Origin of the sequence: Flavimaricola marinus, from assembly GCF_900184895.1 — a bacterium.
Classification (GTDB): Bacteria; Pseudomonadota; Alphaproteobacteria; order Rhodobacterales; family Rhodobacteraceae; genus Flavimaricola; species Flavimaricola marinus.
This window is the reverse complement of record NZ_FXZK01000001.1, coordinates 1074851-1099537: the sequence shown is the minus strand read 5'-3', so window position 1 is coordinate 1099537 and position 24687 is coordinate 1074851. Positions and strand designations below refer to the sequence as shown.

The window sequence follows — 24687 nt, the reverse complement described above, 5'->3', positions numbered from 1 at the left end:
CTATCGCGCGATGCGGAGCCTGCCGACCATTTCGGCCCGGTCTCATGTTCGCCCCAGACCGGAGGCTTTCTCGAACAGAACAGCGCTTGTGACAGGCTTTTCCAGCATCGCGATCCGATCTTTGTAGGGCTCTGTCAGCATGGCTTCGTCGGGCAGTCTGGAGGACATCAGCACCGCGCGCGCGGATGCGTCCCGGCGCAGGACCGTCTGGATCAGATGCAGCCCCGACTGGCCGTGATCCAGATTGAGGTCCGAGACGATCAGCGCGAAGTCGGGCGTCTGGTCGACGATGTCCCGGGCCTGAGAGAAGCTGGTGGCACAGTCTGCCGCGTAGCCCATGGCGCTGAGCAAGCCCCGCAGGTGCTTTGCCGAGGCGGGGTCGTCGTCGACCACGAGCGCCCGGCCTGCCAGCCTTTGCCCGACCTCCTTGTCGGGCACCTGCCGGGATGCGGGGAACCGAATGGTGATTTCCGTGCCCCGGCCGAGGACCGAGCGGATCACCATCGTCCCGCCGGATTGGGTGACGAATCCGTAGACCATCGACAATCCCAGCCCGGTGCCCTCGCCGTCCGGTCGGGCGGTGAAGAACGGATCGGATGCGCGGCGGCGGGTCTTCTCGTCCATCCCCGCCCCGTCGTCCCTGACTGACAGGACGACCTGATCGTTCTCGGCCCCCAGCGTGATCCAGATGTTGCCGGAGCCGGTGATCGCCTGTCCCGCATTCATGCAGACGTTGAGAAGCGCGCTTTCCAACTGTCCGGGATCGAGGATGGCGTATTGCGGGGTCTCGCCGAGGTCGAGGTGGAGTGTCACGGACTGGGGCAGGGCGATATCCAGCAGGTCCATCATCCCTTCGATCAGCGATCCGATTTCGACCCGTTCGGAATCGAGTTGTTGCTTGCGCGCAAAGGCCACGAGCCTTTCCGTCAGCGACACGCCCAGATCGACCGCGGTTCGGATGCGGCCGAGATGAATGGGCGCCGTGGCCGGGTCGATCGGATCGAGCAGGTGCAGGTTGCCCGAGATGGTCGACAGGATGTTGCCGAAATCATGGGCGACCTCGCCCGTGACCTTGCCCAGGGTCTCGACGCGCCGGATCTCTTCGAGCCGGTCGTCGATGAGCTTGCGCTCGGTCGCCTCGGACAACAGCCAGACCGCCCGCCCGTCCGGCAGGTCGGATTTGCGCACCTCGATGACTTCGCCTGCGGGATTGGTATATTCCTCGAACCCGCCGCGTTCGTCCTCGCTGCTTTGCAGGACAAAGGACGACGCAGCGAAGAGATCCTGCATCGTCTGGGGGCCGCTGCCGGCGCCGGGCGAAAGATGCAGCAGCGCACGCACCTTGTCATTCTCGGCCTCGATCACGCCGGTGGAGGACAGGATCGCGGCGCCGTCCTTGATATTGCTGAAGACACTGGCGAACATAGCGTTCTGACGTTTGATCTGCGCGGTGCGCCGGACCAGTTTGCGCGCATTGGCCCGAAAGACGCCGAAAGCGTGGAACAGCTGCCCGATCTCGTCGTGCGACATTCCCTGATCGGAGAGCGTGGCCGTATGGTCGCCCGAGGCCAGCCGGTGCATCCCGTCGGCGATCCGCCGCAGGTTCCGCGTCACGTAGCGCGACACGAAGAGCGCCGACATCACCGCGATGCACAGGCTGAACAGGCCAAGGACGGCGACGCCGGTCTGCGCGATGCCCAGATCCCGCGAGGTTTGCATCTGTGCGAGGCTCAACCGATCCTGCGCGTCCTGAACGCGCCGGGTCGCGTAGTCGCTGATGTCGCCCGACAACTGCTTGATCCGGAACAGCGCATTCTCGGCGTCGAGTGCTGCGGTCAGCGACCGATACTTGAGCTGGAACAGGTCTTCGGGCTGCCGGGTCAGCACGGCTTCGATCTCCAGCAGCCCCTGTGCCACGATCTCTGTCCGAGGCATCGCCGCACGGCTCTTGTTGTAGCGACGGTTCAGCTCTCCCACTTCGAGGATCCCCTGCGCGCGGGTCATGTTGCGCGCCTCGTTCGCCAACCTGTTGAGCGCCGCCCAGGACAGCCGGTCATCGAGGTTGGCCCGCTCGCGGTCGGCCCGTTGTGCATACCTGTCCAACAGCCGGGTCAGATCGGCGTCGCCCTGTGCGATCTGAGCATCCAGCTCGCCTTGCGGAGACGAGAGACCCAGCAGTCTGTCGATGGCCACCCGGATTCGCGACAGGGGCAGGTCCAATTCGTCCCGGCCAGAGGACAGATCGTCCATCCGGTCGATCGTCCGCAGGATCTCGGCCGCGTCCGCTTGCCGTTGAAACGGCATCTGCACGGTCAGCAGAAACGGGGCCGCCGTCGCGAGATCGGCGGCATTCCGGGACAGTTCGAGTGCTTGCGAGACTTCTGCGAGTGTCTCTTGGTGGATCCTGTCCAGCCAGTTCTCGGCGTTGCGCAGCATCAGCAGGCTGACGCCCGAGATCACCAGCGTCACCACGCATAGCGTCACGATTGCGCTGAACAGACGCGCCTTGACGCTTAGATCGCGGAACCGTGTCGGCATGAGGTCAATCGGCATTCAGCTGAAAGTAATACCCCTGCGCCCGCCGGGTTTGCAGGTGGACCGGTTTGGACGGCGTGTCCTCGATCTTGCGCCGCAGCCGCAGGATCAGAACGTCGATGGTGCGATCGACGTAGCGCTCCATGTCCGAGCCGAGTTCGGACAGCAGTTCGGGCCGCGAGATCACCCGCTCGGGATTGCGGGCCAGATATTCCAGCAGCCGGTATTCGCCGTTGGTCAGCGGGATCTCGTCCCCCGCCGCATCCAGAAGGGCCCGGCTCTTGAGGTCGATCCGCTTGGCGCCGAAGGCGATCGTGTGCTCGGGCGCCGAGGGCTTGCGGTTGACCCCGTGCCCATAGCGCCGCAGCACCGACCGGATCCGCGCCACCAGTTCGCGGGGGTTGAACGGCTTCATCAGATAGTCGTCGGCGCCTGTTTCGAGCCCGATGATCTGGTCGATCTCGTCGCCGACGCCGGTCAGCATGACGATGGGCAATTCGTAGCGGGCGCGGATCTGCACCGCGAGGTCGAGTCCGGATTCCGCGCGCAGCCGCAGATCGATGATCGCGAGATCGACACGGGGCGGATCGCCCAGCGCCAGGAAATCGGCGCTGCCCTCGCAGGCCACAGGTGTGAAGCCGCTGCGCTCCAGCAATTCGCACAGCGTGACCCGAACCTCATGGTCATCATCGACAATGGCGACTATGGGCGACGCATTCATCTGGTCCCGCGTCTCAGGCACTGTGCAATCCCTCCCTGATCCACCGCCGAGACTGACAATCTGGCGCAAAGCGGGTGCGCGGTATAGGTCTGACCCTGCGATATCGTGCCGGACCGTAACACTGTTAACACAAGACCCCCTCCCTGTAACCGACTGTTAACAATGGTAGCCTCGCCATGGGTCGAAGAAGGGCCGTAGGCTCAGCCAGATCGCCGTGGCACCGGGTTGGAGGATCCCGCCGCGAGTTGCGATACAACTAGGGAGACTGACTGACATGACGATAAGACTGACCAACGCAGCCTGGGCTGCGAGCCTTGTGGTATTGGCAAGCGCGACAGCCGCCGCCGCACAGGATTGTCCCGAGCGCGGTGCGCTGGATGTGCTTTATTGCGATGCGAACGGCGATATGGTCGCCGATACTCCGACCGATCCGGCAGAGCTGAACGATCCCAACACATTGGTATTTGCCTATACCCCCGTCGAGGATCCGGCCGTTTACGCCGACATCTGGGCGCCGTTCATCGCCCACCTCGAGGCCGAGACCGGCAAGGATGTCCAGTTCTTCGCGGTGCAATCCAACTCCGCCGAGGTCGAAGCGATGCGGTCGGGCCGTTTGCACATCGCCGGGTTCTCGACCGGTCCGACGCCGTTTGCCGTCAACCTTGCCGGTGCGGTGCCCTTTGCCATCATGGGTGCGGACGACGGCCAATTCGGCTATCGCCTGCAGGTCTTTACCCAGGCCGACAGCGACATCCAGCAGGTATCCGATCTGGCGGGCCGGCGCGTGGCGCATACCTCGCCCACGTCGAACTCCGGCAACCAGGCGCCACGCGCCCTGTTTCCGGGCCTCGGCGTCGTTCCCGACGAGGATTACGAGGTGATCTATTCCGGCTCGCACGACCAATCCATGCTGGGCGTGGTCGCGGGCGACTACGACGCGGCACCGGTTGCGTCGGAAGTGGTCGACCGCATGGCCGAGCGCGGCCTCTACGACCCTGCCGACGTGCGCAAGATCTGGGAAAGCGATCCGTTCCCGACGACCTCGTTCACACTCGCGCACGATCTGGATCCGGAGCTCGCCGAAACGATCCGGCAGGCGTTCTTTTCGTTCGAATTCGAAGGCACCGCCCTTGGTGACGAGTTCGAAGGCGTGAGCCGGTTCATCCCGATCACCTACAAGGACCAGTGGGCCGTCATCCGCGAAATCCAGGCCTCGAACGGTGTCGAGTACACGCCGCAGGGTCTCGCGGCGAACTGATCCCGAACCGCAACGACATCGCCGTCCCGATCCTTTGATCGGGGCGGCCCGAATACCCCCTGAGAGGCTCCATGCTCGAAATCAAGAATCTCGTGAAGCGATACGGCAAAGGTGCGCCTGTCCTGAAGGATCTGAACCTGTTGGTTCAGGGAGAACAGCTGATGTCGATCATCGGTTCGTCTGGCGCGGGCAAGAGCACCCTGCTGCGCTGCGTGAACCGTCTTGTCGAGCCGACCGAGGGGTCGATCACCCTCAACGGCACGGACATCACCAAGCTGGCCGCCAAGGATCTGCGCCGCGCCCGCCGCCGCATCGGCATGGTGTTTCAGGGCTTCAATCTGGTGGACCGTCTGAGCGTGATGGAGAACGTCCAGTCCGGTCGCCTCGGCTATATCTCGACATGGGCGGCGATCACCCGCCGCTATCCCGCTGCCGACATCGAACGTGCGTTCGAGCTGATGGAACGTGTCGGCATTGCGCAATATGCCGACAAGCGTGCAGACGAGCTTTCCGGCGGCGAACGCCAGCGCGTCGGCGTGGTCCGCGCCCTGATGCAGCGGCCCGAAATCCTGCTTGCGGACGAGCCGACCGCTTCGCTGGATCCCAAGACGTCGGAGCAGATCATGACCCTGCTGCGCGACCTTGCCCGCGAGCTGAACCTGCCGGTCATCATCAACATCCACAACGTGACCGAAGCGAAGGAGTTCAGCGACCGCATCGTCGGCATGCGCTATGGCCGCATCATCTTTGACGACAAGCCCGCCGCGCTGGACGCCGCGCAGATGGACGAAATCTATGCTGGCACCCCGTCCGAGGACCGGCAGGAAATCGGGGCGGTTGCATGAGCACCCCGACGACCTGGCGCAAGCCGCCATTCATCCAGTCGCCCGCCCTGCGCTGGCTATTCATTCTGTCGGTCGCGGCCTATGTCATCGGCACCATCGCCACACTGCCCATCGATTGGGAGCGTACGTCCGAAGGCTTTGCGCGTGCGGGGCGCATCTTCAGCGGTGCTTTCCCGCCAAGTTTCGACCGCTCCGGCCTGATGATCTCGGGCTTTATGGAAAGCCTGAAGATCGCCATCCTCGCCACCACCCTCGGGATGATCCTGTCGGTGCCGCTGGCCTTCATGGCGGCGCGGAACGTCTCCCCCAAGCCGGTCTATTTCCTTGGACGCGGGATCTTTATCCTCGCGCGCAGTTTCCATCCGGTGATCGTGGCGATCATTTTTGTAAAGGCCGTGGGATTTGGCCCGCTGGCCGGTGCGCTGACCCTGACGATCTATTCCATCGGCTTTGTCGCCAAGCTGCTGGCCGAACGGATCGAAGAGATCGATTTCGGTCAGGTCGAGGCGATACGCTCTGCCGGAGCGCCGTTTCTGAGCACCATGGTCTACGCCATCCTGCCGCAGATCATGCCCCGTCTCGTCGGCCTCGGCATCTACCAGCTCGACAGCAATCTGCGCGCGTCTGCGGTGGTCGGCATCGTCGGCGCGGGCGGCATCGGGGCGACGCTCGCCAATGCCTTTGGCCGCTACGACTATGACTTTGCGCTTGCCATCACCATGGTGATCGTCGGCGCGATCCTGATATCCGAAGCCGTCAGCGGCGTGATCAGAAAGCGGATGACATGACCACCGACAGGGCACAAGATTGGGCGCGATTCACCCCTGCGGAGCGGCTGCGGCGCTATCTCGTGATGCTGGCCGCCACGGTCGTAGTGGTCTGGGCGCTGAGCAGCATCGACGTGATCTGGGAATGGGTCTGGGACGCGCCGATCCAGCTGGCGGATCTCTTTGCCCGGATGGTGCCGCCCGATCCGACCAACCTGCCGTCGATCCTCGAGGCGACGTGGCAGACGATCAACATCGCCACCATCGCCACGATGCTCGCCATCCTGCTGTCGCTGCCGGTGGCCTATATCTCGGCCCAGAACACGACGCCGAACAGGGCCTGCCTGTGGATCGGCCGCTTCATTCTGGTGTCGTCCCGGTCGGTCAACACGATCATCTGGGCGCTGTTGTTCGTGGCGATCTTTGGCCCGGGTATCATCGCGGGCATCATCGCGATCATGTTTCGGTCCATCGGATTTCTGGGCAAGCTTCTGGGCGAGGCGATCGAGGAGATCGACCACGCCCCCATCGAGGCGCTGGAGGCCTGCGGTGCCTCTCGGTTCAAGACGGTGATCTATGGCATCGTCCCGCAGGTCATGCCCGCGTTCTTTGCCGTCAGCATCCTGCGTTGGGACATCAACCTGCGCGAATCCACCGTCCTCGGCCTCGTTGGTGCGGGGGGGATCGGGATCATCCTGCAGGGCGCGATCGACACGTTTCAGTGGCAGGAGGTTTCGATGGTCCTGATCACGATCCTCGCCCTCGTCATCAGCGGCGAGGTCATATCCTCTACCCTGCGCAAGAAGCTGCTTTGACCGCCGCACCTGTCGCCCGCAACGTTTGAACGGATCTTCATCAGACCCATGACGGATCGGGGGCCGCGTCAGTTCCAGGACTTTGGTTCATATCCGATCACGACGGCCGCCAGAATCATGTCGGTCGTCCGTGCCTTGAGGATCGATTGCTGTGACTTGGAGTAGATCGACGTGCCGAACGATGCCGAAAAGGTGGCCTTGTTCGACACGTTGTAGAAGCTGAACGAGCTGATCAGCCAGTGCAGCTGAAGCGCGTCCGCGCCGTCGCGAAACAGACCCATCGCCTTGCCCCGGGCGCAGACTTCCTCGAGCTTGTCGATGATCGAGCGGTTCAGTTTCGGCACGATGTCGGATTTCCGCAGGTAGTCGCCGTTGTGGATGTTCTCGATCATCACGAGCCGGATGAAGTGCGGTGCGTTGGCGTGGGTGTCGAACGTCGATTCCACGAGCCGCCGCAGGGCCTGCACCGGTTCCAGCCCGGCCACGTCGAGCAGATCCTCGCTGCGCCGCAACGCGCTGTAGACGCCTTCGAGGACAGCGCAGTAGAGCCCCTCCTTGTCGCCGAAGTAGTAGTAGATCATCCGCTTTGACGTGGAGGTCTTGCGCGCGATTTCGTTGATGTTCGCGCCGGACAGCCCGTGGGCGGCGAATTCCTCGGTGGCAATGGCCAGAATGTTTTCTTTGACGGCCTCGGGGTCTTTTTTCCACGAGGTCTTGCGACTGTTGGCCGGGCTGTCCGCGCTGCCATTCATGGTAACTGCCTTCGATAATTCACGATTCTGACCTTGGGATAGCATAACTTTAACCCACGGGTACATTTTATTTGACAAATTAACCCGTGGGTACATAAACAGAGGCGACCGACGAGGCGAGGAGCGAATCGTTGGCTGAAAAACACCTAGGGAGGACAGAGATGTCTCGGAAACTTATGGGCGCCGTCGTAGCGCTTGGCCTGAGTGCGACCGTTGCCACCGCGCAAGATTATCCGGCGAAGGAGATTCAAGGCATCATCCAATGGGGTGCCGGCGGCTCGACCGACACCGTGATGCGGTCGGTCACCCCTCATGCCGAAGACGCGCTTGGCGGCACTGTCGTCATGCAGAACATGACCGGTGCCGTGGGTGCGATCGCTCTGAACTACGTCGTCGATGCCGAGGCCGATGGCTATACCCTGTTGATGGGCGCCGAGAACCCCATGCTCTACAAGATCATGGGTCTGGGCGACGAGGACTATTCCGCCTTTACACCGATCAACCTGCTGGCCCGCGGCACGCCCCTGCTGGTGGCCAATGTCGACGCGCCGTTCGACGATTATGCTGGGATGCTGGCCTATATCGCCGAGAACCCGGGCGAGCTGAAGATGGGCGCCACCGGTCCCGGTGGCCTGCCGTCGGTCATCACCGCGATGATGAACACCGTCGAGGGCGAGCTCGACGTGATCGCGGTTCCCTATGACGGCGACGGCCCCGCTCTGACTGCCCTTCAGGGCGGTGCCATCGACGTGATGCCCGCAGTTCTGGGCGCGGCGATCGAAGGCGTTCGTGCCGGCAACATGAAGCCGCTACTGGTGTTCGATACCGAGCCCAACGCCACCTTGCCCGATGTGCAGATCGCAACCGATGCCAACGCAAACTATGCGACCTACTTGCCCTGGGGCCCCTTCTTTGGCGTTTTCGTCAAGAACGGCACGCCGGACGACGTGGTCGAGGCACTGACCGCGGCCTATGCGACAGCGGCCGAAAACGAGGAGTTCGTTTCCCTGATGGACGGTCGCGGCTTTACCATGATGAACATCAGCGGTGACGAGGCCACCGAGTTTCTGACCAAGTGGCAGCAGGGCACAGCATGGCTTCTGGATGACGCCGGTCTGACGCAGGCGTCGCCGGAAGAGTTCGGCATCGCGCGCCCGGGCGAATAGACCAAGCCGTATCGAACGGGTGGCCCAGCCAGGCCGCCCGACCAAAGGCGCCACCCAGCCCATCGCAGGGTGGCGCCTTTTTCTTTCCCGGGTGGGGAGCCGGGATATCACATGAGGGAGGAGGCACATCATGGATCCCGAATTCAGAGGCGACATGGACCATCACGACGGCACGTCGGACGCGTTGCCGGGCGGCTACGTCGAAAAGCGCAGACCGGGTGAGCTTGGCTTTGCGGTCTTTCTGACCGTGGCGAGCCTTGGCCTGCTATACAGCGCCTACGGCATCTCCGGGTTCAAGGCGCTGTCATCGCCCGGTTCGATCCCGATGGCGACGAGTCTGGTCATGGTGATCTCTGCGCTTGTGGTCGCGGTTCGCACCGCGAGGCTGCCCAGGGTTGCGGGCGAGACCCTGTCGAAAGACATCCTGCCGATGATGGTCGTCGTCTTCGTCGGATTTCTCGTGCTGTTCGGCGTGCTGCTGAAACCCTTGGGTTTCCTGCCGACCGCCGCGCTGTTTCTGATCGCCGCCTTCAAGCTCTTGTCCGGCAAGAGCTGGGCCCATGCGCTGACCATGGCATTCGTGTCCCTTCTGGTGATCTGGCTGGTGTTTCGCATCCTGTTCACCGTCCTGCTGCCTGCGGGCATCGTGCCGGAGGCCGAGTTCATCCAGATCTTCCGCAATTTCTTTTCGGGAAAGGGCTGACCATGGAAACCCTCCTTGCGATCCTGACGGTCTTTACCCAGCCGCAGCTCTTGATGTTGGTAGGCGTCGGCACCTTTGCGGGCATCTATATCGGAGCGATCCCCGGTCTTTCGGTAACGATGGCCGTGTCGATCCTGATCTCCTTTACCTTCTCGTGGGAGGTGCTGCCCGCGATTTCGCTGATGGTCGGCATCTACATGGGCGGCGTCTACGGCGGTTCACGCACCGCGATCCTGCTCAATATACCCGGAGCGCCCTCGGCCATCGCCACGGCGATGGACGGCTATCCCATGGCGCAGAAGGGCGCGGCCGGCGAGGCCATCGGCGTCACCACGGTCATGTCGTTCTTCGGCGGGCTGATCGGCATTCTGGTGCTGGCCCTTGCGGCGCCTTTCGTTTCGGAATTCGCCCTGACCTTTCAGCCCCGCGACTACATGCTGCTGGCCGTGCTCGGCATCCTTCTGGTCGGGTCGCTGTCGAGCGGGTCTCTGGTCAAGGGCATCTTTGCCGGTGCCTTCGGCATTGCCATCGGTGCCGTCGGTCGCGACCCGCTGACCTTCGCGGAGCGTTTCACCTTCGACTTCAAGATCATGGAGGGCGGGATCTCGTTCATCGCCGTGATGATCGGCATGTTTGGCGTCTCCGAGGCGCTGCAGCAGCTTCAGAACGTCAACATGAAGTCGGTCCGCCAGAAGATCGACCGCATCGTTCCCTCGTTCGGCACCATTCGGAAATACCTGCCGCTGTCGCTTCAGACCTCTTCGATCGGGGTGATCATCGGCGCCTTGCCCGGAACCGGCGGCGACATCGCCGCGCTGATGGCCTATGACCATGCGAAACGCGTGACCAAGGAGCCCGACGTCCCCTTTGGCGAGGGCGCGATGGAGGGCCTTGTCGCGCCCGAGACTGCCAACAATGCCGCCGTGGGCGGGGCGTTCATCCCGATGATGACGCTTGGCATTCCCGGTGACGCGGTGACTGCGATCATGATCGGTGCGCTGTTCATTCACGGGCTGAACCCCGGACCGATGCTGATGATCGATCAACCCGACATGTTCTGGTTCATCGTCGGAGCCCTGCTGACGGCGAACGTCTTCATGTTGATATTCGGGCTGACAGGCATCAGGATCTTTACCAAGATCGTCGAAATGCCCCGTTCGATCATCATTCCGCTGATCCTGCTGTTGTCGATCGTGGGCGCCTATGCGGTGAACAATTCGATCACCGACGTCTACTGGATGCTCGGATTTGGCGTGTTCGGATATTTCATGCGCCACTATGGTTATCCGCTCGGACCTGTCATTCTGGGTGTGATCCTGTCGCGCCTGCTGGACGACAACTGGCGCCGCGCGATCATTTCCGAGCGGGAAGACCTTGGCCGCTTTTTCGAGGGGATCGTCACCAGCCCGCTCTCTCTGGTTCTTTTCGTGTCGGTGATCATGATCTTTGTCAGTCAGACACCGCTCTGGACCGCCATGAAGAACCGCCTTTTTGGAAGGGCAACGACATGACCCAAGCAACGACCGGCACCATCAAACTCGGCCTGATCGGCGACAATATCACCCGGTCGAAATCGCCGCGACTGCACCGGACTGCGGGCAAGCTGACAGGCCGGGATGTGACCTATGACCGGCTGATCCCGAAAGACATGGGCCGCTCGTTCGACGAGGTGTTCGAACAGGTCCTCAAGTCGGGCTATCGCGGCATCAACGTGACCTATCCCTACAAGGAGGTCGTGACCGCAAAAGTGACCGTGACCGACCCGTTGGTCCGCGGCATCGGTGCCGTCAACACGGTTGTCTTTGGTGAGGACGGACCCAAGGGTTTCAACACGGACTATACCGGTTTCATGCATGCCTACCGGTCGATCCGCGGCACCGAGCCGCCCGGCGTGGTCTGCCTGATCGGGACCGGCGGCGTGGGCAAGGCCGTCGCTTTCGGGCTCGTCGGGCTGGGTGCGCGGGTCATTCGTTGCGTCGACCTCGATCCCGCCAAGGCGGACGCTCTTGCGCAGGCGCTGACATCGCTCGGCTCAGAGACGTGCATCGAGGTCTTGACCGACGCCGTTACCGCCGCGCGCGGTGCGGACGGGATCATCAATTGCACACCGCTGGGAATGGTCGGCATCGGAGGCTCGCCCCTCGAAGCCGAGGCGATGCAGGGCGCCACTTGGGTCTTTGACGCGGTCTATACACCTGTGGACACCCAGTTCCTTCAGGACGCCGCAAAGGCCGGACTGACCGTCATCACGGGCTATGAGCTGTTCTTTGGGCAGGGTGTCGATGCCTGGGAGATATTCACCGGGCAGGACATCGACCACGCGGCTCTTCGCGCCGCGATCCAGGGAGACGACGCATGAAGACCTCCATCGCGACGGTATCCATCTCGGGCAATCTGGTCGAAAAGCTGGAAGCCATTGCGGCCGCCGGCTTTGACGGTATCGAGATTTTCGAGCAGGACTTCATCGCCCACGACGGCCATCCCCGCGAGGTGGGTGATCTGATCCGGTCCATGGGGCTGGAGATCCAGCTTTTTCAGCCTTTCCGTGACTTCGAGGGGTTGCCGGAGCCGCTGCGCGCAAAGGCCTTTGATCGCGCCGAGCGCAAGTTCGATCTGATGCAGGAGCTGGGGACCGATCTCGTTCTGGTGTGCTCCAGCTGCCATCCGGAGGCTCTTGGCGGGATCGATCGCGCCGCGCAGGACTTTGCCGAACTGGGCGACCGCGCGGCCAGCCGCGGCCTTCGCGTCGGTTATGAGGCGCTGGCATGGGGCAGGCATGTCAACGATCACCGTGATGCGTGGGAGATCGTCAGACGTGCGGACCACGACAACGTCGGCTTGATCCTCGACAGTTTTCATACCTTGGCACGCAAGATCGACCCGGACACGATCCGGCGCATTCCGGGCGACAAGATCTTTTATGTCCAGCTTGCCGATGCCCCGCTGATCGAGATGGACCTGCTCTATTGGTCGCGTCATTTCCGCAATATGCCCGGCGAAGGTGATCTTGCGGTTGCCGATTTCATGAGGGCCGTCGTCGCCACTGGATACGCCGGGCCGATCTCGCTCGAGATCTTCAACGATCAATTCCGTGGCGGCCGGCCCAGAACGATCGCCAAGGATGGCTATCGGTCGCTCGTGGCCCTGATGGATGACGTTCGACGCTGTGAGCCCGTAGAACCACAGCCTGCCCCGGAAATGCCCGGACGCGCCCTCGTGAATGGCGTCTCGTTCGTCGAGTTCGCGACCCGACGTGACGAGGCGGATGCGTTGGAGGAGATGTTCCGAACCCTCGGATTCCGGCATTCCGGCACCCATATCGCCAAGAAGCTGGCGCTATGGACCCAAGGCGAAATCCGTATCGTCGTGAACCGCGAGACCACCGGATACGCCAGCAGCGCCTACACGATGCACGGCACCACAGTGTGCGATATCGGTATCGCCGTCGATTATGCCGGCGCTGCCGTGGATCGTGCCCAGAAGCTCGGGGCGGATACGTTCAGGCAAGCGGTCGGCCCGGGAGAGCTTGATATTCCCGCCATCCGCGGCCTGAGCGGCAGCGTCCTGCACTTTATCGACGAGGCCTCGGGGCTGAATGACGTCTGGACCGTCGAATTCGAACCGACCGCCGGGGAGCACGGCGATGCGGGGCTGACCCGGATCGACCATCTGGCGCAGACGATGAGCTACGACGAAATGCTGAGTTGGTCGCTGTTCTACACGACGCTTTTCCAGATGCGGAAAACGCCGATGGTGGATGTGGTCGACCCGGACGGGTTGGTCCGCAGTCAGGCGCTGGAGGCGTCGGACGGGTCCATTCGCATCACCCTGAACGGTGCCGAAACGCATCGCACGATGGCGGGTGGTTTTCTGGCCGACAGCTTCGGTGCCTCGGTTCAGCATATCGCGCTGGCAAGCTCGGATATCTTTGCGACGAGTGCCGCGATGGCGTCGAAAGGGTTCGAGCCTCTGCCGATGTCGGACAACTATTACGCCGATCTCGTCGCCCGCTTCGACCTCGCGCCGGAGATGCTGGCCAAGCTCAAGGCGGGCAACATTCTTTATGACGAAGACGCGAACGGGACGTTCTTTCAATACTATTCCAGACCCTATGCAGGCGGGATGTTCTTTGAAATCGTCGAGCGGCGCGGCGGCTATTCCGGCTATGGCGCCCCCAATGCGCCGTTCCGTATTGCAGCGCAGAAGCGATTGATGCGGCAGAAGGGTATGCCTCGGAAGTAGTCGCGCGCCGACGCGATCATGCCGGGCACCACATAGCAAACCGGCCCCGGCTATGCAGCGGGGCCGGCATGGCATTTTATCGTCACTGGCAGTGCAATCAGGCGGCGGCGGCCTTGTTGATGCCGCTCGTCGCGATCTCGGTCATGCGGCGGTCGCCGTCATAGGTGTGATCGAGGCATTCTTGCAGGATCGCGCCGTCTTCGTCTTCGCCGATCCGGTTGGCGAAGGCGACGAGGCAGCCGTAGCCGGCCAACGCGTAGTGCACCATCCGCTGATACTGCGTGATGATCATGGCGTCGCGCACGTCATCGTCGCTGAATTCGGCATCCAGCACGTGGGCGTGGGCTTCCTTGACGAGGCCCTCCATCCCCTTGCAGTGCTCGCCGCTCGGCTTGATGCCGTGCTTGTTGCAGATCTCGGCGACCTTTTGCAGACCGTCGTTGATGCCGTTGGAGCCGTCGATCAGGGCTTTCGACAGCTCCTTGTCGCTGGCGGCCTTGCCAAGTTCGACGACAACGTCGAGCGATTGCTTGTTGGCGCTCCAGATGTCCTGCAGCTGGTCAAGGTAGACGTCGGTGAGCGTATTCATGGTCATAGCGATCTCCTGTCACGTTTCGATTACCCATCCAACGCGCCGTTGATTAAATCGTTCCGAAATAGCCGCCAAGCATTCAGTGACCGCGCACTATATATATGCGTCGGAACTTTTCCGCCGATCGACCCGTCGTCAAGCAAACTATCGTTGAATTGAACGGAACCAATATCGAGTTGCCGCAGTTGTGAGGCTGTAGCGCCCGACGACGGCGCACCATTAATAGGAGAAACGAAATGACACGCTTCCTCACGACAGCCGCCACCGCATTGGTTCTTGGAACAGCAGCATATGCCGATGGCCATACCAGCGCCTTTTCGGATATGACCTTTGACGTGGAAACAAACCTGAATGCATCGGAATTGATCGGTATGCGCGTTTACGCATCCGAGGCCGATATCAACAATACCATTGCCGCCGACGGCGAAACCGAATGGGACGACATTGGTGAAATCAATGAAATCATTCTGACCCGTTCCGGCGAAGTTCAATCCGTGATCGTCGGCGTCGGCGGTTTCCTCGGAATTGGCGAAAAGGACGTTTCGGTGAACATGTCCGAAATCCAGTTCGTCAACGAAGAGGGCGACAGCGACGACTTCTTCCTGGTGATCAACGCCTCGACAGCCGGCGTGGAAGACGCTCCTGCCTATGAGCGGACCGCTCTGGGTGCCGAGATGGACGACCAGATGACCGACGAAGAGATGGCCGCCGAACTGGATACGGACATGTCCGAAGAGATGGACACCGAGATGGACCAGATGGAGGCAGACGCCCGCCCCATGCTGACCCGTCCCGACATCGAACGTGACGGTTTCCAGACCGCCGTGGTCGAAGATCTCAACACCGAAGACCTGACCGGTGCCCGCGTCTACGGCGTTGGCGACGAAGATGTCGGTGAGATTTCCGAGCTTCTTCTGACCGCTGACGGCAAGCTGGACCGCGCCGTGATCGACGTTGGTGGCTTCCTCGGCATTGGCGAACACCCGGTCGCCGTGACGCTGGACGAGCTGAACATCATGCGTGCCGACGGCGACGGACACTTCCGTGTCTACATCGACGCTTCGCAAGAGGCGCTTGAGCAGCAGCCTGCCTACGAAGGCTAATCAATGCAGGGGCCGGGGCATACGCTCCGGCCCTTCTTCGCTCTGACAGATGGGAAACGACATGGCTTTTTCTTTTGGACCAATTCAGCAGATCAAGACCGATGTTCCGACGGTCTATGCCTTCAAGGTGACCGGCCGGATGACGGACGACGCGTCCGAGGCGCTGGCCAAGGTGATGAACATTGCGTTCGACCAGCACAAGAAGGTCAATCTTCTTCTCGATTTGAGCGGCTTTACCGGTAGCGACTGGGACAGCCTGTTCGACGACGACGTCATTGAATCGCGGTTCCGGGCGCTCAAGCACGTGTCCCGTTATGCCGTGGTCGGCGCACCGGAGCGGGCGAACCGGATGATCGGTTTCCTCGACAAGATCATTCCCGTCGACGCTCGTGCGTTCTCTGTCTCGGAGACGGGTGACGCCTGGACCTTTGTCGGGGCGCGGCCGGTGGACGAGGCGACCGGAGCGGCCGCGATGCCCGCGGCCTGACCGGACGGCGCGGGATAGGCCGTCATAGCCTCGATCCCGCTCGTATCGAAATTTACATGGAACAATTCACCGACTTTCGCGTTGGTAGATAGCAACACTGGAAGAATTGGAGACTCTCATGGAATATGGTATTCTTGGCATCCTGGGTTTGGCACTTGCGGTTTACGCGCTGATCAACATCTGGCAAAGCGGTGCCTCCGGAGGGTCGAAACTTCTTTGGACTCTTCTGGTTTTGGTTCTGCCCGTTCTCGGCTTTATCATCTGGTTCTTTGCCGGCCCGCGCGGCAGCACCGCCCGCGTTTAACGACTGAATTCGGCAAGTCGATTTGCTTCCTCCCCGCTGTTAATCGACGTTATTGCCAAATGTGAATGCCGTTGCTCTCTGTCCCTCGCGGCATTCATATTTTCACTGACGCATGGTTTCATACCATGCGTCTTTTTTTCGTCGATAATTGCCATTGACTGCTGCGACAATGTTTGAGTTGGAATTGTATTCAGCCATACAATTGAAAATCGGCCGCTATTGCGGCCGATCAATTCATTCAATTGCCGTGAACTGAGGGTATTCAGATGACCCAAGCGCGCCCATATGGCAACAAGGTCAGCGTTCCCGACTGAAGCCCCGCGCTCGAGTTCGCGAGTGCATCGTGGAAATGCGTCACGCCATTATCCACGAGCCATTGGCGGGGGATCACCTGCACGTATTCCGAGAAGTTGAAAAGCCCGATCAGATTGCCCGTCGGCGTGATCCGCGCGAAGGCGAAGATCGCGTTGTTCGGTGCGTCGAGCACTCGGGTGGGGTAGCCCCCGTGCAATTGCGGCGTGGCCTTGCGCCGCGCCAGAATATGCCGGGTGCCTGCCAGAATCTGACCGGCGGGCGTTTCGCCCTTTTCGGCTTCGGCCACCGCGTTCCAATCCATGTGCGGCCGGTGCAGCCAGCGGCTGTCGTGTGCGTGATCCGGTTCGTCCAGATAGCTGTATTCATTGAGCAGCGCGATCTCGTCGCCCATATAGATCAGCGGCACGCCGCCGTAAGAGGCGATGAGGGCATTGCCCATCAGGATCCGTTCGACGGCCATCTTGACGAGGACGTCGTCTCCGGATTCCAGCGCCCGTTCCAATCCCGCCAGTGACGCGAATGTGCCGGAGATACGTTTGTCGCCGGTTTCCTCGTTGCTCTGGAACAGGGCGCCGCGGGCGAAGCTCCCCTCGAACACCCCTTCGTAGAAGTCAGACAGGAAGGCCCGGTGCCCCTGACCGGTGACCCCCATTGCGTTGGCGTCTTCGTCGGTGATCGCCCAGCCGATATCGTCGTGGCAGCGGGCGTAGGTCGCATAGGTGGCGTTGGTCAGGTTTTCCGGGAAGTGCGTCCGCATGACATAGGTCATCATCCCGGTGTCCCGCGTGGCCAGCGCGCTCCAGTATTGCACCATGAGGTTGTTGTGGTAGGCGAGGTTGCCTTCCCGCCCGTCGTGTTCGCCACGTCCGAAATAGGTGAGCATCTCTGCGGGGCCGACGATCGCTTCCTCCAGATGCAGCACCGACGCCGCAACGATCCGCGTCACCGCCCTGAGCGCCCGCAGGATCATGTGCACTTCCGGTTCCGACTGGCACCGGGTGCCCAGCCGCTTCCACATGAAGGCAACGGCGTCCAGCCGCATGACCGTGAGCCCCTTGTTGGCGAGGAACATCATGATCTTGGCGATTTCGAGGAACACGCGGGGGTTGGCCCAGTTCAGATCCCACTGGTGTTCGTTGAACGTGGTCCAGACCCATTTCTCCATATCGTCGTAATAGGTGAAGTTCCCCGGCGCGTTGTCGGGAAAGACCTCGACGAGCGACTGTTCGTAGGCCTTTGGCAGCCGGTCGTCGTCGAACATCAGATACATGTCTTGGTAGGCCGGGTCGCCCTTGCGCGCCTTTTGCGCCCATTCATGTTCCTTGGCCGTGTGGTTCAGCACCATGTCGATGCAGAGCGAGATGCCCCGCTCTCGCAGCACCTTCGCCAGCTTTTGCAGCTCTGTCATGGTGCCCAGATCGGGGTTGATCTTGCGGTAGTCCATCACCGAATAGCCGCCGTCGCTGTCCCCCGGCCGTGGCTTGAGGCACGGCATCAGGTGCACGTAGGTCACCCCCAGCGATTCGAGGTAGTCGAGCTTGTCGTGGATGCCCTTCAGGTTGCCGGCGAACCTGTCGATATAGAAGACATAGCCCACCATGTCCGGCCGCTGGAACCAATCAGGTTCCAGATCCCGTTTGAGATCGAGCGTCTTGAGGTCTGCGGGCCGTTGCTTCCACGCCTTGCGCATTTCGTCGATCAGCTCTTGCCGCGTGGCCTTGTATTCCGGATGCCCGGAATAGAGCGCGTCCAGCATCGGCAGCAGATCGGATGCGCTGCGCTCGAAGCGCAGATCGAAGATGTCGGTTTCTTTGGTGGATGTGCTCAAGTTTTAGGCCCCGGCTTCTGGTTGGCTTTGCGTCCTTGGAAATCTCGCAGCTTGTCCGATTCAACGCAAGCACCGCGCGGCCCGGAGTCACGCCGCTGTCGGACAGGTCGTGTCGGTGGTCCTGAACCGTTCGGCGCGCCGGTCATTCGGGCCCGCGCCGTTGCCCCCGGCCGGAGTGCCGGTTCCGCGGGCGGCGAGGTCAGGGGCGATGTATTCGGGAACGGGCCTGTGTGCCTTGATGCACCGCATGGCGCCGATGGCAGGGTCGATCGCCTAGGCGTCGGTGTCGAACCAGTCGGGGTGGCTGGCCTTGATGTCGTTGAATGCAATGCGGATCCGCGACAGGTGCGCCCGAAGTGCGGCGACCGCGTCCACCTCGTTCCGGGCCTTGATCGCATCGAAGATCGCGACATGTCCGTCGATCGCCGCCCTCAATCCGAGATCGAGCGAGAGCATGCGGACCCGGTCCACGTGAGCCTTGGATTCGTAGATGATCTCCCACGCGTGCGGTGCGCCGGTCCGATTGCAGATCTCTTGGTGGAATTGGTCGTCGAGCTGGTGGAACAAGGGCTTGTCCCCCGCCGCCTCTGCCGAGAACTGATCCTGGATCAGGGTTTCCAGCACCTTGAGATCATCCTTGGTCATGCTCTGTGCGGCGATCCGGCAGGTCTCTGCTTCCAGAGCGGTCCGGATGAAGTTGGCCTGAGCGACGTCAGGCTCTGAGATCAGGCTGACTTGCGTGGCTCGCTGCGGCCGGATCACGAGAAGCCCCTGTTTCGACAGGCTGTAGAAGGCATTGCGCACCGGCTGACGCGACACGTCCATCTGCCGTGCGACTTCTATCTCGGAGAGTTTGGTGCCGGGCTCGAGCGTCAAGTTGAGGATCTGGTGCCGCAAGACGCCGAATACCTGATCGGTGACCGACGGCTCCCCCATCTTCTCCAGCGGTTCAATGGCTTGTCCCGTTGACATCGTCACCCTTTCCCCGCGCGCCCTTTCCCGTCGCCGGTGTTTGCTCGTCTTCGTAGTATACCAGTCTTGACAGGTAGTATACTAGAATATTAGTAGAGGATGAAGAGGGAGTGGGGGAGCCGTGAGGAAAAGCGTTTGACTGATGTGTTGCCCGGAGAGCCGCTTGTTCGGATGCTGTTCTGCTTGGGTATCCTGATCGGACCTCTGGTTCAAGCGCCCCCGTCTGTTCGACTTGCGTCCCGCGCGGCCTGATTTTCAATCCTCGGAGGTTTCACATGTCTTATCCCGTTGTCGCCGCCGACCCTGGTGTCACCCGTCAAATTCTTGCCGAGGCGGAGCCGCTGATGGTCGTCGCTTTTCGTTTCGAAGAAGGTGCCGAGGGCAAGCTCCACGATCACCCTCACGTGCAATCGACCTACGTGGAAAGCGGCAAGTTCCGTTTTCATCTGGATGGCCAGGACCATGACCTTGCCGCCGGAGACAGCCTGATCATCCCGTCCGGCGCGCGCCACGGCTGTGTCTGCATGGCGGCCGGCACTCTGATCGACACCTTCACGCCGCGCCGCGACGATTTTCTTTGACCGAAAAGGACCGACCTCATGCTTAAGACCCAAACCCGTTATGCGATTGATCCGGCGACGGCCAAGGGATTGGACACCGAACAGTTGCGCGATCATTTCCATGTGGGCGGCCTGTTCGCGGAGGGCGAGATCAACATCGTCTACAGTCACTATGACCGTCTGATCCTCGGCTCTGCTGTTCCTGCCGCCGGCACCCTGACCCTGGACCGCGTCGAAGAGACCGGCACCGCGACCTTCCTTGAGCGCCGCGAGATGGCGGTGTTGAACGTGGGCGACACGGGCACCGTCGCCGTCACCGGCGAAACCTACACGCTGGAGCGTGGCGAGGTTCTGTATATCGGGATGGGTGCTGGCCCGGTCGAGTTTGCCGGCGCGGGCCGGTTCTACATCCTGTCGGCTCCGGCCCATCGCACATGCCCGACCAAGCTGATCACCCTCGCGGACGCTCGCCGCGTCGAGATGGGCGCCAAGGAGACCGCCAACGAGCGCGTCATCCTGCAATTCCTCCACCCGGAGGTGGCCGAGAGCTGCCAATTGCTCATGGGTTACACCCAATTCGCGGAAGGCTCCGTCTGGAACACCATGCCCGCCCACACCCATGACCGCCGGATGGAGGCCTATCTCTATTTTGACGTAGGCGCCGACCAGCGTGTGTTCCACTTTATGGGCGAGCCGTCGCAGACCCGCCATATTGTGATGGCCAACGAAGAGGCGGTGATCTCGCCGCCGTGGTCGATCCATTGCGGTGCGGGGACCGGCGCATATACCTTCTGCTGGGCGATGGCCGGTGATAACGTCGACTTCACCGACATGGACATGATCCCGATGGAGGCGTTGCGGTGAATGCTGCTTTTTCCCTGAACGGCAAACGCGCCCTCGTGACCGGGGCCAATACCGGCATCGGTCAGGCCATCGCCGTGGGCTTGGCCCAAGCCGGGGCCGAGGTGCTCTGCGCCGGTCGCCGGTCTTGTGACGAGACGGTCGCCCAGATCGAGGCCGGGGGCGGCGTCGCCTCGTCGGTTCTCGTCGATTTTGCCGATCCGATGGCGGGTCAGACCCTGTTCGACGGACCTGATATCGATATCCTGATTAATAACGCCGGCATCATTCGCCGCGATGATGCGCTGGAGTTTTCCGAGGCCGATTGGGATGCGGTGATGGACGTCAACCTCAAGGCGCTGTTCTTCACCACGCAGGCCTTTGGCAAGGCGGTCTTTGCCCGCGAGGCGCAGGGGGCCGTGGTCAATATCTCGTCTCTTCTGGCGTTTCAGGGCGGCATTCGCGTGCCGTCTTATACCGCGTCGAAGCATGGTGTGGCCGGTTTGACCAAGCTGCTCGCCAACGAATGGGCTGCCCGCGGTATCAATGTGAATGCGGTGGCGCCCGGCTATATCGACACCAACAACACCGAGGCGTTGCGCAACGATCCCGAGCGCAACAAGGCGATTCTGGAGCGAATCCCGGCGGGCCGCTGGGGCCAGCCCGAGGATATTGCGGGTGCGGCGGTTTACCTTTGCACCCCTGCTGCCAAGTATGTGCACGGCACGGTCCTGGCCGTTGATGGCGGCTGGCTCGCCCGATGACCGGACGGGCCGAAGGCACAGGTGAGCGATGATCGAGAGTTGGCGTTGGTACGGCGAGTTCGATCCCATCACCTTGGCCGAGGTGGCCCAGACCGGCGCGACCGGCATCGTGACCGCGCTGCACGACATCCCATACGGCGAGGTATGGCCCGTCTCCGCTGTGGCCGATCGCAAGTCTCAGCTTGAGGCTGTCGGCTTTGACTGGGTCGTCGTCGAGAGCCTGCCGATCCACGAGCGCATCAAGCGCGGCGACGGTGATCTGAGCGGGTTGTTTGCCAACTACCGCCAGTCGATGGCGAATCTGGCGGGGCAGGGGGTGAAGACCATCTGCTACAACTTCATGCCGCTGCTGGATTGGACCCGGACCGACCTTGCCCATCCGGTGCCGGGCGGCGGCACCTGTCTGCGCTTTGACGCGGTCCGCATGGCCGGATTCGAGATCCACATGCTCGGCCGCAAGGAGGCCGAGGCCGACTATTCCCCCGAGGTCTGCGCCAAGGCCGCCGCATGGTTTCAGCGGGCCAGCGAGGCCGAGCGCGAGGGCTTGCTGCATTCGATCATGTCCGGTCTGCCCGGCGCTTTTGACCGCTATGACATCGAGGGCCTGAAGCGGGCGCTTCGCGCCTATGCCGGGATCGACCGGGCGGCGCTGCGTGCCAACTACAAACGGTTTCTGGAAGAGATCATACCGACTGCCGAGGACTTGGGGATGCGGATGTGTGTCCACCCCGACGATCCGCCCCGCGACATTCTGGGCCTGCCCCGCATCGTGTCGTCGGGCGAGGATCTGGCGTGGATCATGGCGGCTGTGGACAGCCCGGCCAACGGTGTGACCCTGTGTTCGGGATCGCTGGGTGCGAACCCGGTCAACGATGTGCCCGCGATTGCCGCCCAAGTGGCCGACCGCATCCATTTTGCTCATCTGCGCAATGTCCGCAAAGACCCGGACGGGTCGTTCGAGGAGGCTGCCCATCTGGACGGCGACACCGATATGGTGGCCCTGATCAAGGTGCTGTTGGCCGAGCAAGCCCGCCGGACGGAGGTGGGCCGCGATGACGCGCTGATCCCGTTCCGCCCGGATCACGGCCACGAGATGCTCTCCGATCTGGGCCGCGACAACGTGCCCGGCTACCCATTGATCGGACGGATGCGCGGGCTGGCCGAGTTGCGCGGCGTTATCCGCGCTTTGGCACACGCATGATGTGGCCAAAGAAGCTGCTCAACCCGGCGAAATCGTCGAGCGGCAGGATATCCGCCACGAATTGATCGGGTCGCACGATGGCGATGGCCCCTTTCGTCCGGTTGATCCCGCGCAGGTCAAAGAGATCCGGCCCGGTTTTCAGATCGGGGCAGAACGCCTTTTCATAGTCGATCAGCCCGAAGTTGCCTTTGCGCGGCAGCAGCAGCGCGGGTAGCTGACCCAAATCAATGCTTCGGTGATCGGATTGGAACACCGCCCGCAGGTCGATGACGCTGTCGATATCCGCGCCGATCGGGGTGAACAGCCGCAGCGGGCTGTGGTCGTCGCTGCCTAGAAAGTCGCAGAGCTTTCCTATCCCGCCGTCCGGTTGCCCCGTATCGCCCGCCCCGGCAAAGGCCATGATCCGCCAGCGTCCGTCGGCTTTGAGCACGTGCCCAAGCTGGAGCCGCCGCCCATCGCCCAACCGGATCGCAGGCGCCGAGTGGAACCGCATCCCGACCCGAAGCCCGTTGGCCAGTTGTTGGTGCGCACCGCTGCCGGTGATCATCGAGGCGTCATACCGGGTCTCGACGCCAGCAGTATAGCGACCGTGCTTTTTGAAGTAGGTCTGGAATTGCGCAGCTTCGGTGGCGTCCTTTGGCTTGGCCGAGAACAGCCGGGCCATGTCGCGGTCGAAGTCGATCAGTTCCTTGGCCTTGGCACGCCGTTCCTCGGAGTAGGTGTCGAGCAATTCCGGCCCGGCCTGTTCGCGCAGCACGGCGGCCAGTTTCCAGCCGAGGTTGAAGGTGTCGGCCATGGAGACGTTCATCCCTTGCCCCGCCTTGGGGCTGTGGGTGTGGCAGGCATCGCCCGCGATGAACATCCGGGGGCTGCGGCTGCCCCGTTCGTCGGCGCCGATATCGTCAAAGCCGTCGCAGACCCGCTGTCCGATTTCGTAGGCCGACCACCATGCCACCTGCGCCACGTCGAGCGTGTAGGGCGCGAGGATCGTCCGCGCTTTTTCGATCAGCATCTCGGCGCTGACGTTCCTGTCGGTGGCGCGTTCGTCGCCGTGCAGCGCGTCGAGTTCGATATACATCCGCACCAGATAGCCACCTTCGCGGGGGATGATCAGGATGCTGCCCTGATCGGCAGACTGGATCGCCGCCTTGAGCCGGATATCGGGGAAGTCGGTGACGCAGAGGATGTCCATCACCCCCCAAAGCTGGCGTGCGGCCTCGCCCTTGAGCTGATGCCCCATCGCAGTGCGCACGACGCTGCGGGCGCCGTCGCAGCCGACGATATAGCGCGCGTTGACCGTCTCGGTGCTGCCATCCGGCAGGGCAAAGGTTGCAGTGATCGGGTGCTCGGCGCCGTCGGTCCGCGTGACGGTGATCAGGTCGCGGTTATAGGAGGGCTGGAGCCGATGGGCGCTGTTTTCCATGACCTCCAGATAGAAATCGTGGACGCGGGCTTGGCTGAGGATCAAATGCGGCATCTCGGACAGGGCGTCCTCGACGTCCTGTATCCTGTCGGCGCGCTGCAGCCCTTTGCCGTCGGTCTTGGGCCGCCAGAAGGCGACTTCGTTCACCCAGTAGCCCTCTTTCATCACCTTGTCGGCAAAGCCGAAGGCCTCGAACATCTCGATCGAGCGGCAGGCGATCCCGTCGGCCTGACCCATTTCGAGCGGGCCGGCTTTGCGTTCGGTGATCCGCGTCGTGATGTCGGGGAACTGCGCCAGTTGCGCGGCGAGCGTCAGCCCGGCGGGGCCGCAGCCGACGATCAACACATCGACGGTGTCGCCCGCGGCATCGTTGTGAGCGGCTATGGCCCGCGCCGGATCGCCTGAGTGAAATCCGTTGAGGTGATATTGCATGGCGCGCCTCCCAAAATAATAAGTATGCTTACTTTCTAGTGGACTTCAGCGCCGCGAGTCAA

The 24687-nt window shown here is 62.2% G+C and carries 23 protein-coding genes; 16 read left to right on the top strand and 7 right to left on the bottom strand.

All coding sequences use genetic code 11. From position 1 onward, the window contains the following. Positions 1–42 precede the first annotated feature (42 nt). Both LOM8899_RS05335 and LOM8899_RS05330 read right to left on the bottom strand, forming a co-directional pair. Positions 43–2553, bottom strand: a complete 2511-nt coding sequence (locus LOM8899_RS05335) for an ATP-binding protein (RefSeq protein ID WP_093991065.1) — start codon at positions 2551–2553, stop codon at positions 43–45. Continuing rightward, positions 2543–3256, bottom strand: a complete 714-nt coding sequence (locus LOM8899_RS05330) for a response regulator (RefSeq protein WP_093991064.1) — start codon at positions 3254–3256, stop codon at positions 2543–2545. Before LOM8899_RS05330 ends, LOM8899_RS05335 begins: the two co-directional genes overlap by 11 nt. Before the next feature lie 274 nt (positions 3257–3530). Here LOM8899_RS05330 and phnD point away from each other — a divergent pair, with 274 nt between their 5' ends. The 4 genes from phnD (at position 3531) to phnE (LOM8899_RS05310) (ending at position 6941) form a co-directional block, all read left to right on the top strand. Further along, positions 3531–4514 carry a phosphate/phosphite/phosphonate ABC transporter substrate-binding protein gene (gene phnD / locus LOM8899_RS05325; protein ID WP_093991063.1) on the top strand — a complete coding sequence of 328 codons (984 nt, stop codon included), beginning with the start codon at positions 3531–3533 and terminating at the stop codon, positions 4512–4514. Positions 4515–4585: 71 nt separating this feature from the next. Further along, positions 4586–5359 carry a phosphonate ABC transporter ATP-binding protein gene (phnC, locus tag LOM8899_RS05320; RefSeq protein WP_093991062.1) on the top strand — a complete coding sequence of 258 codons (774 nt, stop codon included), beginning with the start codon at positions 4586–4588 and terminating at the stop codon, positions 5357–5359. Then, on the top strand, positions 5356–6147 hold the full coding sequence (gene phnE, locus LOM8899_RS05315; protein WP_093991061.1) for a phosphonate ABC transporter, permease protein PhnE: 792 nt from the start codon (positions 5356–5358) through the stop codon (positions 6145–6147). Before phnC ends, phnE (LOM8899_RS05315) begins: the two co-directional genes overlap by 4 nt. Then, positions 6144–6941: a phosphonate ABC transporter, permease protein PhnE gene (phnE, locus tag LOM8899_RS05310; protein WP_093991060.1), complete on the top strand. Its 798-nt coding sequence runs from the start codon at positions 6144–6146 to the stop codon at positions 6939–6941. The genes phnE (LOM8899_RS05315) and phnE (LOM8899_RS05310) overlap by 4 nt, the downstream gene beginning before the upstream one ends. A 68-nt stretch (positions 6942–7009) precedes the next feature. On the opposite strand, the gene LOM8899_RS05305 is transcribed toward phnE (LOM8899_RS05310), so the two are convergent. Further along, positions 7010–7693 (bottom strand): TetR/AcrR family transcriptional regulator, encoded by a 684-nt coding sequence (locus tag LOM8899_RS05305; protein WP_093991059.1) that lies wholly within the window; start codon positions 7691–7693, stop codon positions 7010–7012. A gap of 161 nt (positions 7694–7854) precedes the next feature. On the opposite strand from LOM8899_RS05305, the gene LOM8899_RS05300 reads away from it, so the two are divergent. The 5 genes from LOM8899_RS05300 (at position 7855) to LOM8899_RS05280 (ending at position 13804) form a co-directional block, all read left to right on the top strand. Further along, positions 7855–8859, top strand: coding sequence for a Bug family tripartite tricarboxylate transporter substrate binding protein (locus tag LOM8899_RS05300; protein WP_093991058.1), 1005 nt, complete (start codon positions 7855–7857; stop codon positions 8857–8859). Positions 8860–8989: 130 nt separating this feature from the next. Next, positions 8990–9562: a tripartite tricarboxylate transporter TctB family protein gene (locus LOM8899_RS05295; RefSeq protein ID WP_093991057.1), complete on the top strand. Its 573-nt coding sequence runs from the start codon at positions 8990–8992 to the stop codon at positions 9560–9562. 2 nt (positions 9563–9564) lie between these two features. Further along, the gene (locus LOM8899_RS05290; protein WP_093991056.1) at positions 9565–11073 is read left to right on the top strand and encodes a tripartite tricarboxylate transporter permease; all 1509 of its coding nucleotides are present in this window, start codon (positions 9565–9567) and stop codon (positions 11071–11073) included. Then, positions 11070–11921, top strand: coding sequence for a shikimate dehydrogenase family protein (locus LOM8899_RS05285; protein ID WP_093991055.1), 852 nt, complete (start codon positions 11070–11072; stop codon positions 11919–11921). The genes LOM8899_RS05290 and LOM8899_RS05285 overlap by 4 nt, the downstream gene beginning before the upstream one ends. Beyond that, positions 11918–13804 carry a bifunctional sugar phosphate isomerase/epimerase/4-hydroxyphenylpyruvate dioxygenase family protein gene (locus LOM8899_RS05280; RefSeq protein WP_093991054.1) on the top strand — a complete coding sequence of 629 codons (1887 nt, stop codon included), beginning with the start codon at positions 11918–11920 and terminating at the stop codon, positions 13802–13804. Before LOM8899_RS05285 ends, LOM8899_RS05280 begins: the two co-directional genes overlap by 4 nt. Before the next feature lie 97 nt (positions 13805–13901). On the opposite strand, the gene LOM8899_RS05275 is transcribed toward LOM8899_RS05280, so the two are convergent. After that, positions 13902–14399: a ferritin-like domain-containing protein gene (locus tag LOM8899_RS05275; protein WP_093991053.1), complete on the bottom strand. Its 498-nt coding sequence runs from the start codon at positions 14397–14399 to the stop codon at positions 13902–13904. A 233-nt stretch (positions 14400–14632) separates the two neighbouring features. Between LOM8899_RS05275 and LOM8899_RS05270 the strand changes: the two genes are divergently transcribed. From LOM8899_RS05270 to LOM8899_RS05260, 3 genes are all read left to right on the top strand, one after another. Next, positions 14633–15499, top strand: a complete 867-nt coding sequence (locus tag LOM8899_RS05270) for a PRC-barrel domain-containing protein (protein ID WP_093991052.1) — start codon at positions 14633–14635, stop codon at positions 15497–15499. A 61-nt stretch (positions 15500–15560) separates the two neighbouring features. Beyond that, positions 15561–15986, top strand: a complete 426-nt coding sequence (locus LOM8899_RS05265) for a SpoIIAA family protein (RefSeq protein WP_093991436.1) — start codon at positions 15561–15563, stop codon at positions 15984–15986. 118 nt (positions 15987–16104) lie between these two features. Next, positions 16105–16290: a PLDc N-terminal domain-containing protein gene (locus tag LOM8899_RS05260; protein ID WP_093991051.1), complete on the top strand. Its 186-nt coding sequence runs from the start codon at positions 16105–16107 to the stop codon at positions 16288–16290. Positions 16291–16552: 262 nt separating this feature from the next. Here LOM8899_RS05260 and LOM8899_RS05255 read toward each other — a convergent pair whose 3' ends face one another. Beyond that, positions 16553–18433 carry an alpha-amylase family protein gene (locus LOM8899_RS05255; protein WP_245820435.1) on the bottom strand — a complete coding sequence of 627 codons (1881 nt, stop codon included), beginning with the start codon at positions 18431–18433 and terminating at the stop codon, positions 16553–16555. A gap of 273 nt (positions 18434–18706) precedes the next feature. Continuing rightward, the gene (locus LOM8899_RS05250; protein ID WP_093991050.1) at positions 18707–19405 is read right to left on the bottom strand and encodes a GntR family transcriptional regulator; all 699 of its coding nucleotides are present in this window, start codon (positions 19403–19405) and stop codon (positions 18707–18709) included. 275 nt (positions 19406–19680) lie between these two features. Here LOM8899_RS05250 and LOM8899_RS05245 point away from each other — a divergent pair, with 275 nt between their 5' ends. Genes LOM8899_RS05245 through uxuA form a run of 4 tightly spaced genes read left to right on the top strand, consistent with a single transcriptional unit; the run spans position 19681 to position 22770 of the window. After that, positions 19681–19986 (top strand): cupin domain-containing protein, encoded by a 306-nt coding sequence (locus LOM8899_RS05245; RefSeq protein ID WP_093991049.1) that lies wholly within the window; start codon positions 19681–19683, stop codon positions 19984–19986. Between the two features lie 18 nt (positions 19987–20004). Continuing rightward, a complete protein-coding gene (gene kduI, locus LOM8899_RS05240; protein ID WP_093991048.1) occupies positions 20005–20829 on the top strand; it encodes a 5-dehydro-4-deoxy-D-glucuronate isomerase in 825 nt (274 codons plus the stop codon). Next, complete coding sequence (kduD, locus tag LOM8899_RS05235; RefSeq protein WP_093991047.1) at positions 20826–21569, top strand: 2-dehydro-3-deoxy-D-gluconate 5-dehydrogenase KduD; 744 nt, start codon at positions 20826–20828, stop codon at positions 21567–21569. Before kduI ends, kduD begins: the two co-directional genes overlap by 4 nt. A 28-nt stretch (positions 21570–21597) precedes the next feature. Further along, on the top strand, positions 21598–22770 hold the full coding sequence (uxuA, locus tag LOM8899_RS05230) for a mannonate dehydratase (protein WP_093991046.1): 1173 nt from the start codon (positions 21598–21600) through the stop codon (positions 22768–22770). On the opposite strand, the gene LOM8899_RS05225 is transcribed toward uxuA, so the two are convergent. Next, complete coding sequence (locus tag LOM8899_RS05225; protein ID WP_093991045.1) at positions 22745–24625, bottom strand: FAD-dependent monooxygenase; 1881 nt, start codon at positions 24623–24625, stop codon at positions 22745–22747. The two genes, uxuA and LOM8899_RS05225, sit on opposite strands and share 26 nt — an antisense overlap. Between the last annotated feature and the right edge of the window lie 62 nt (positions 24626–24687).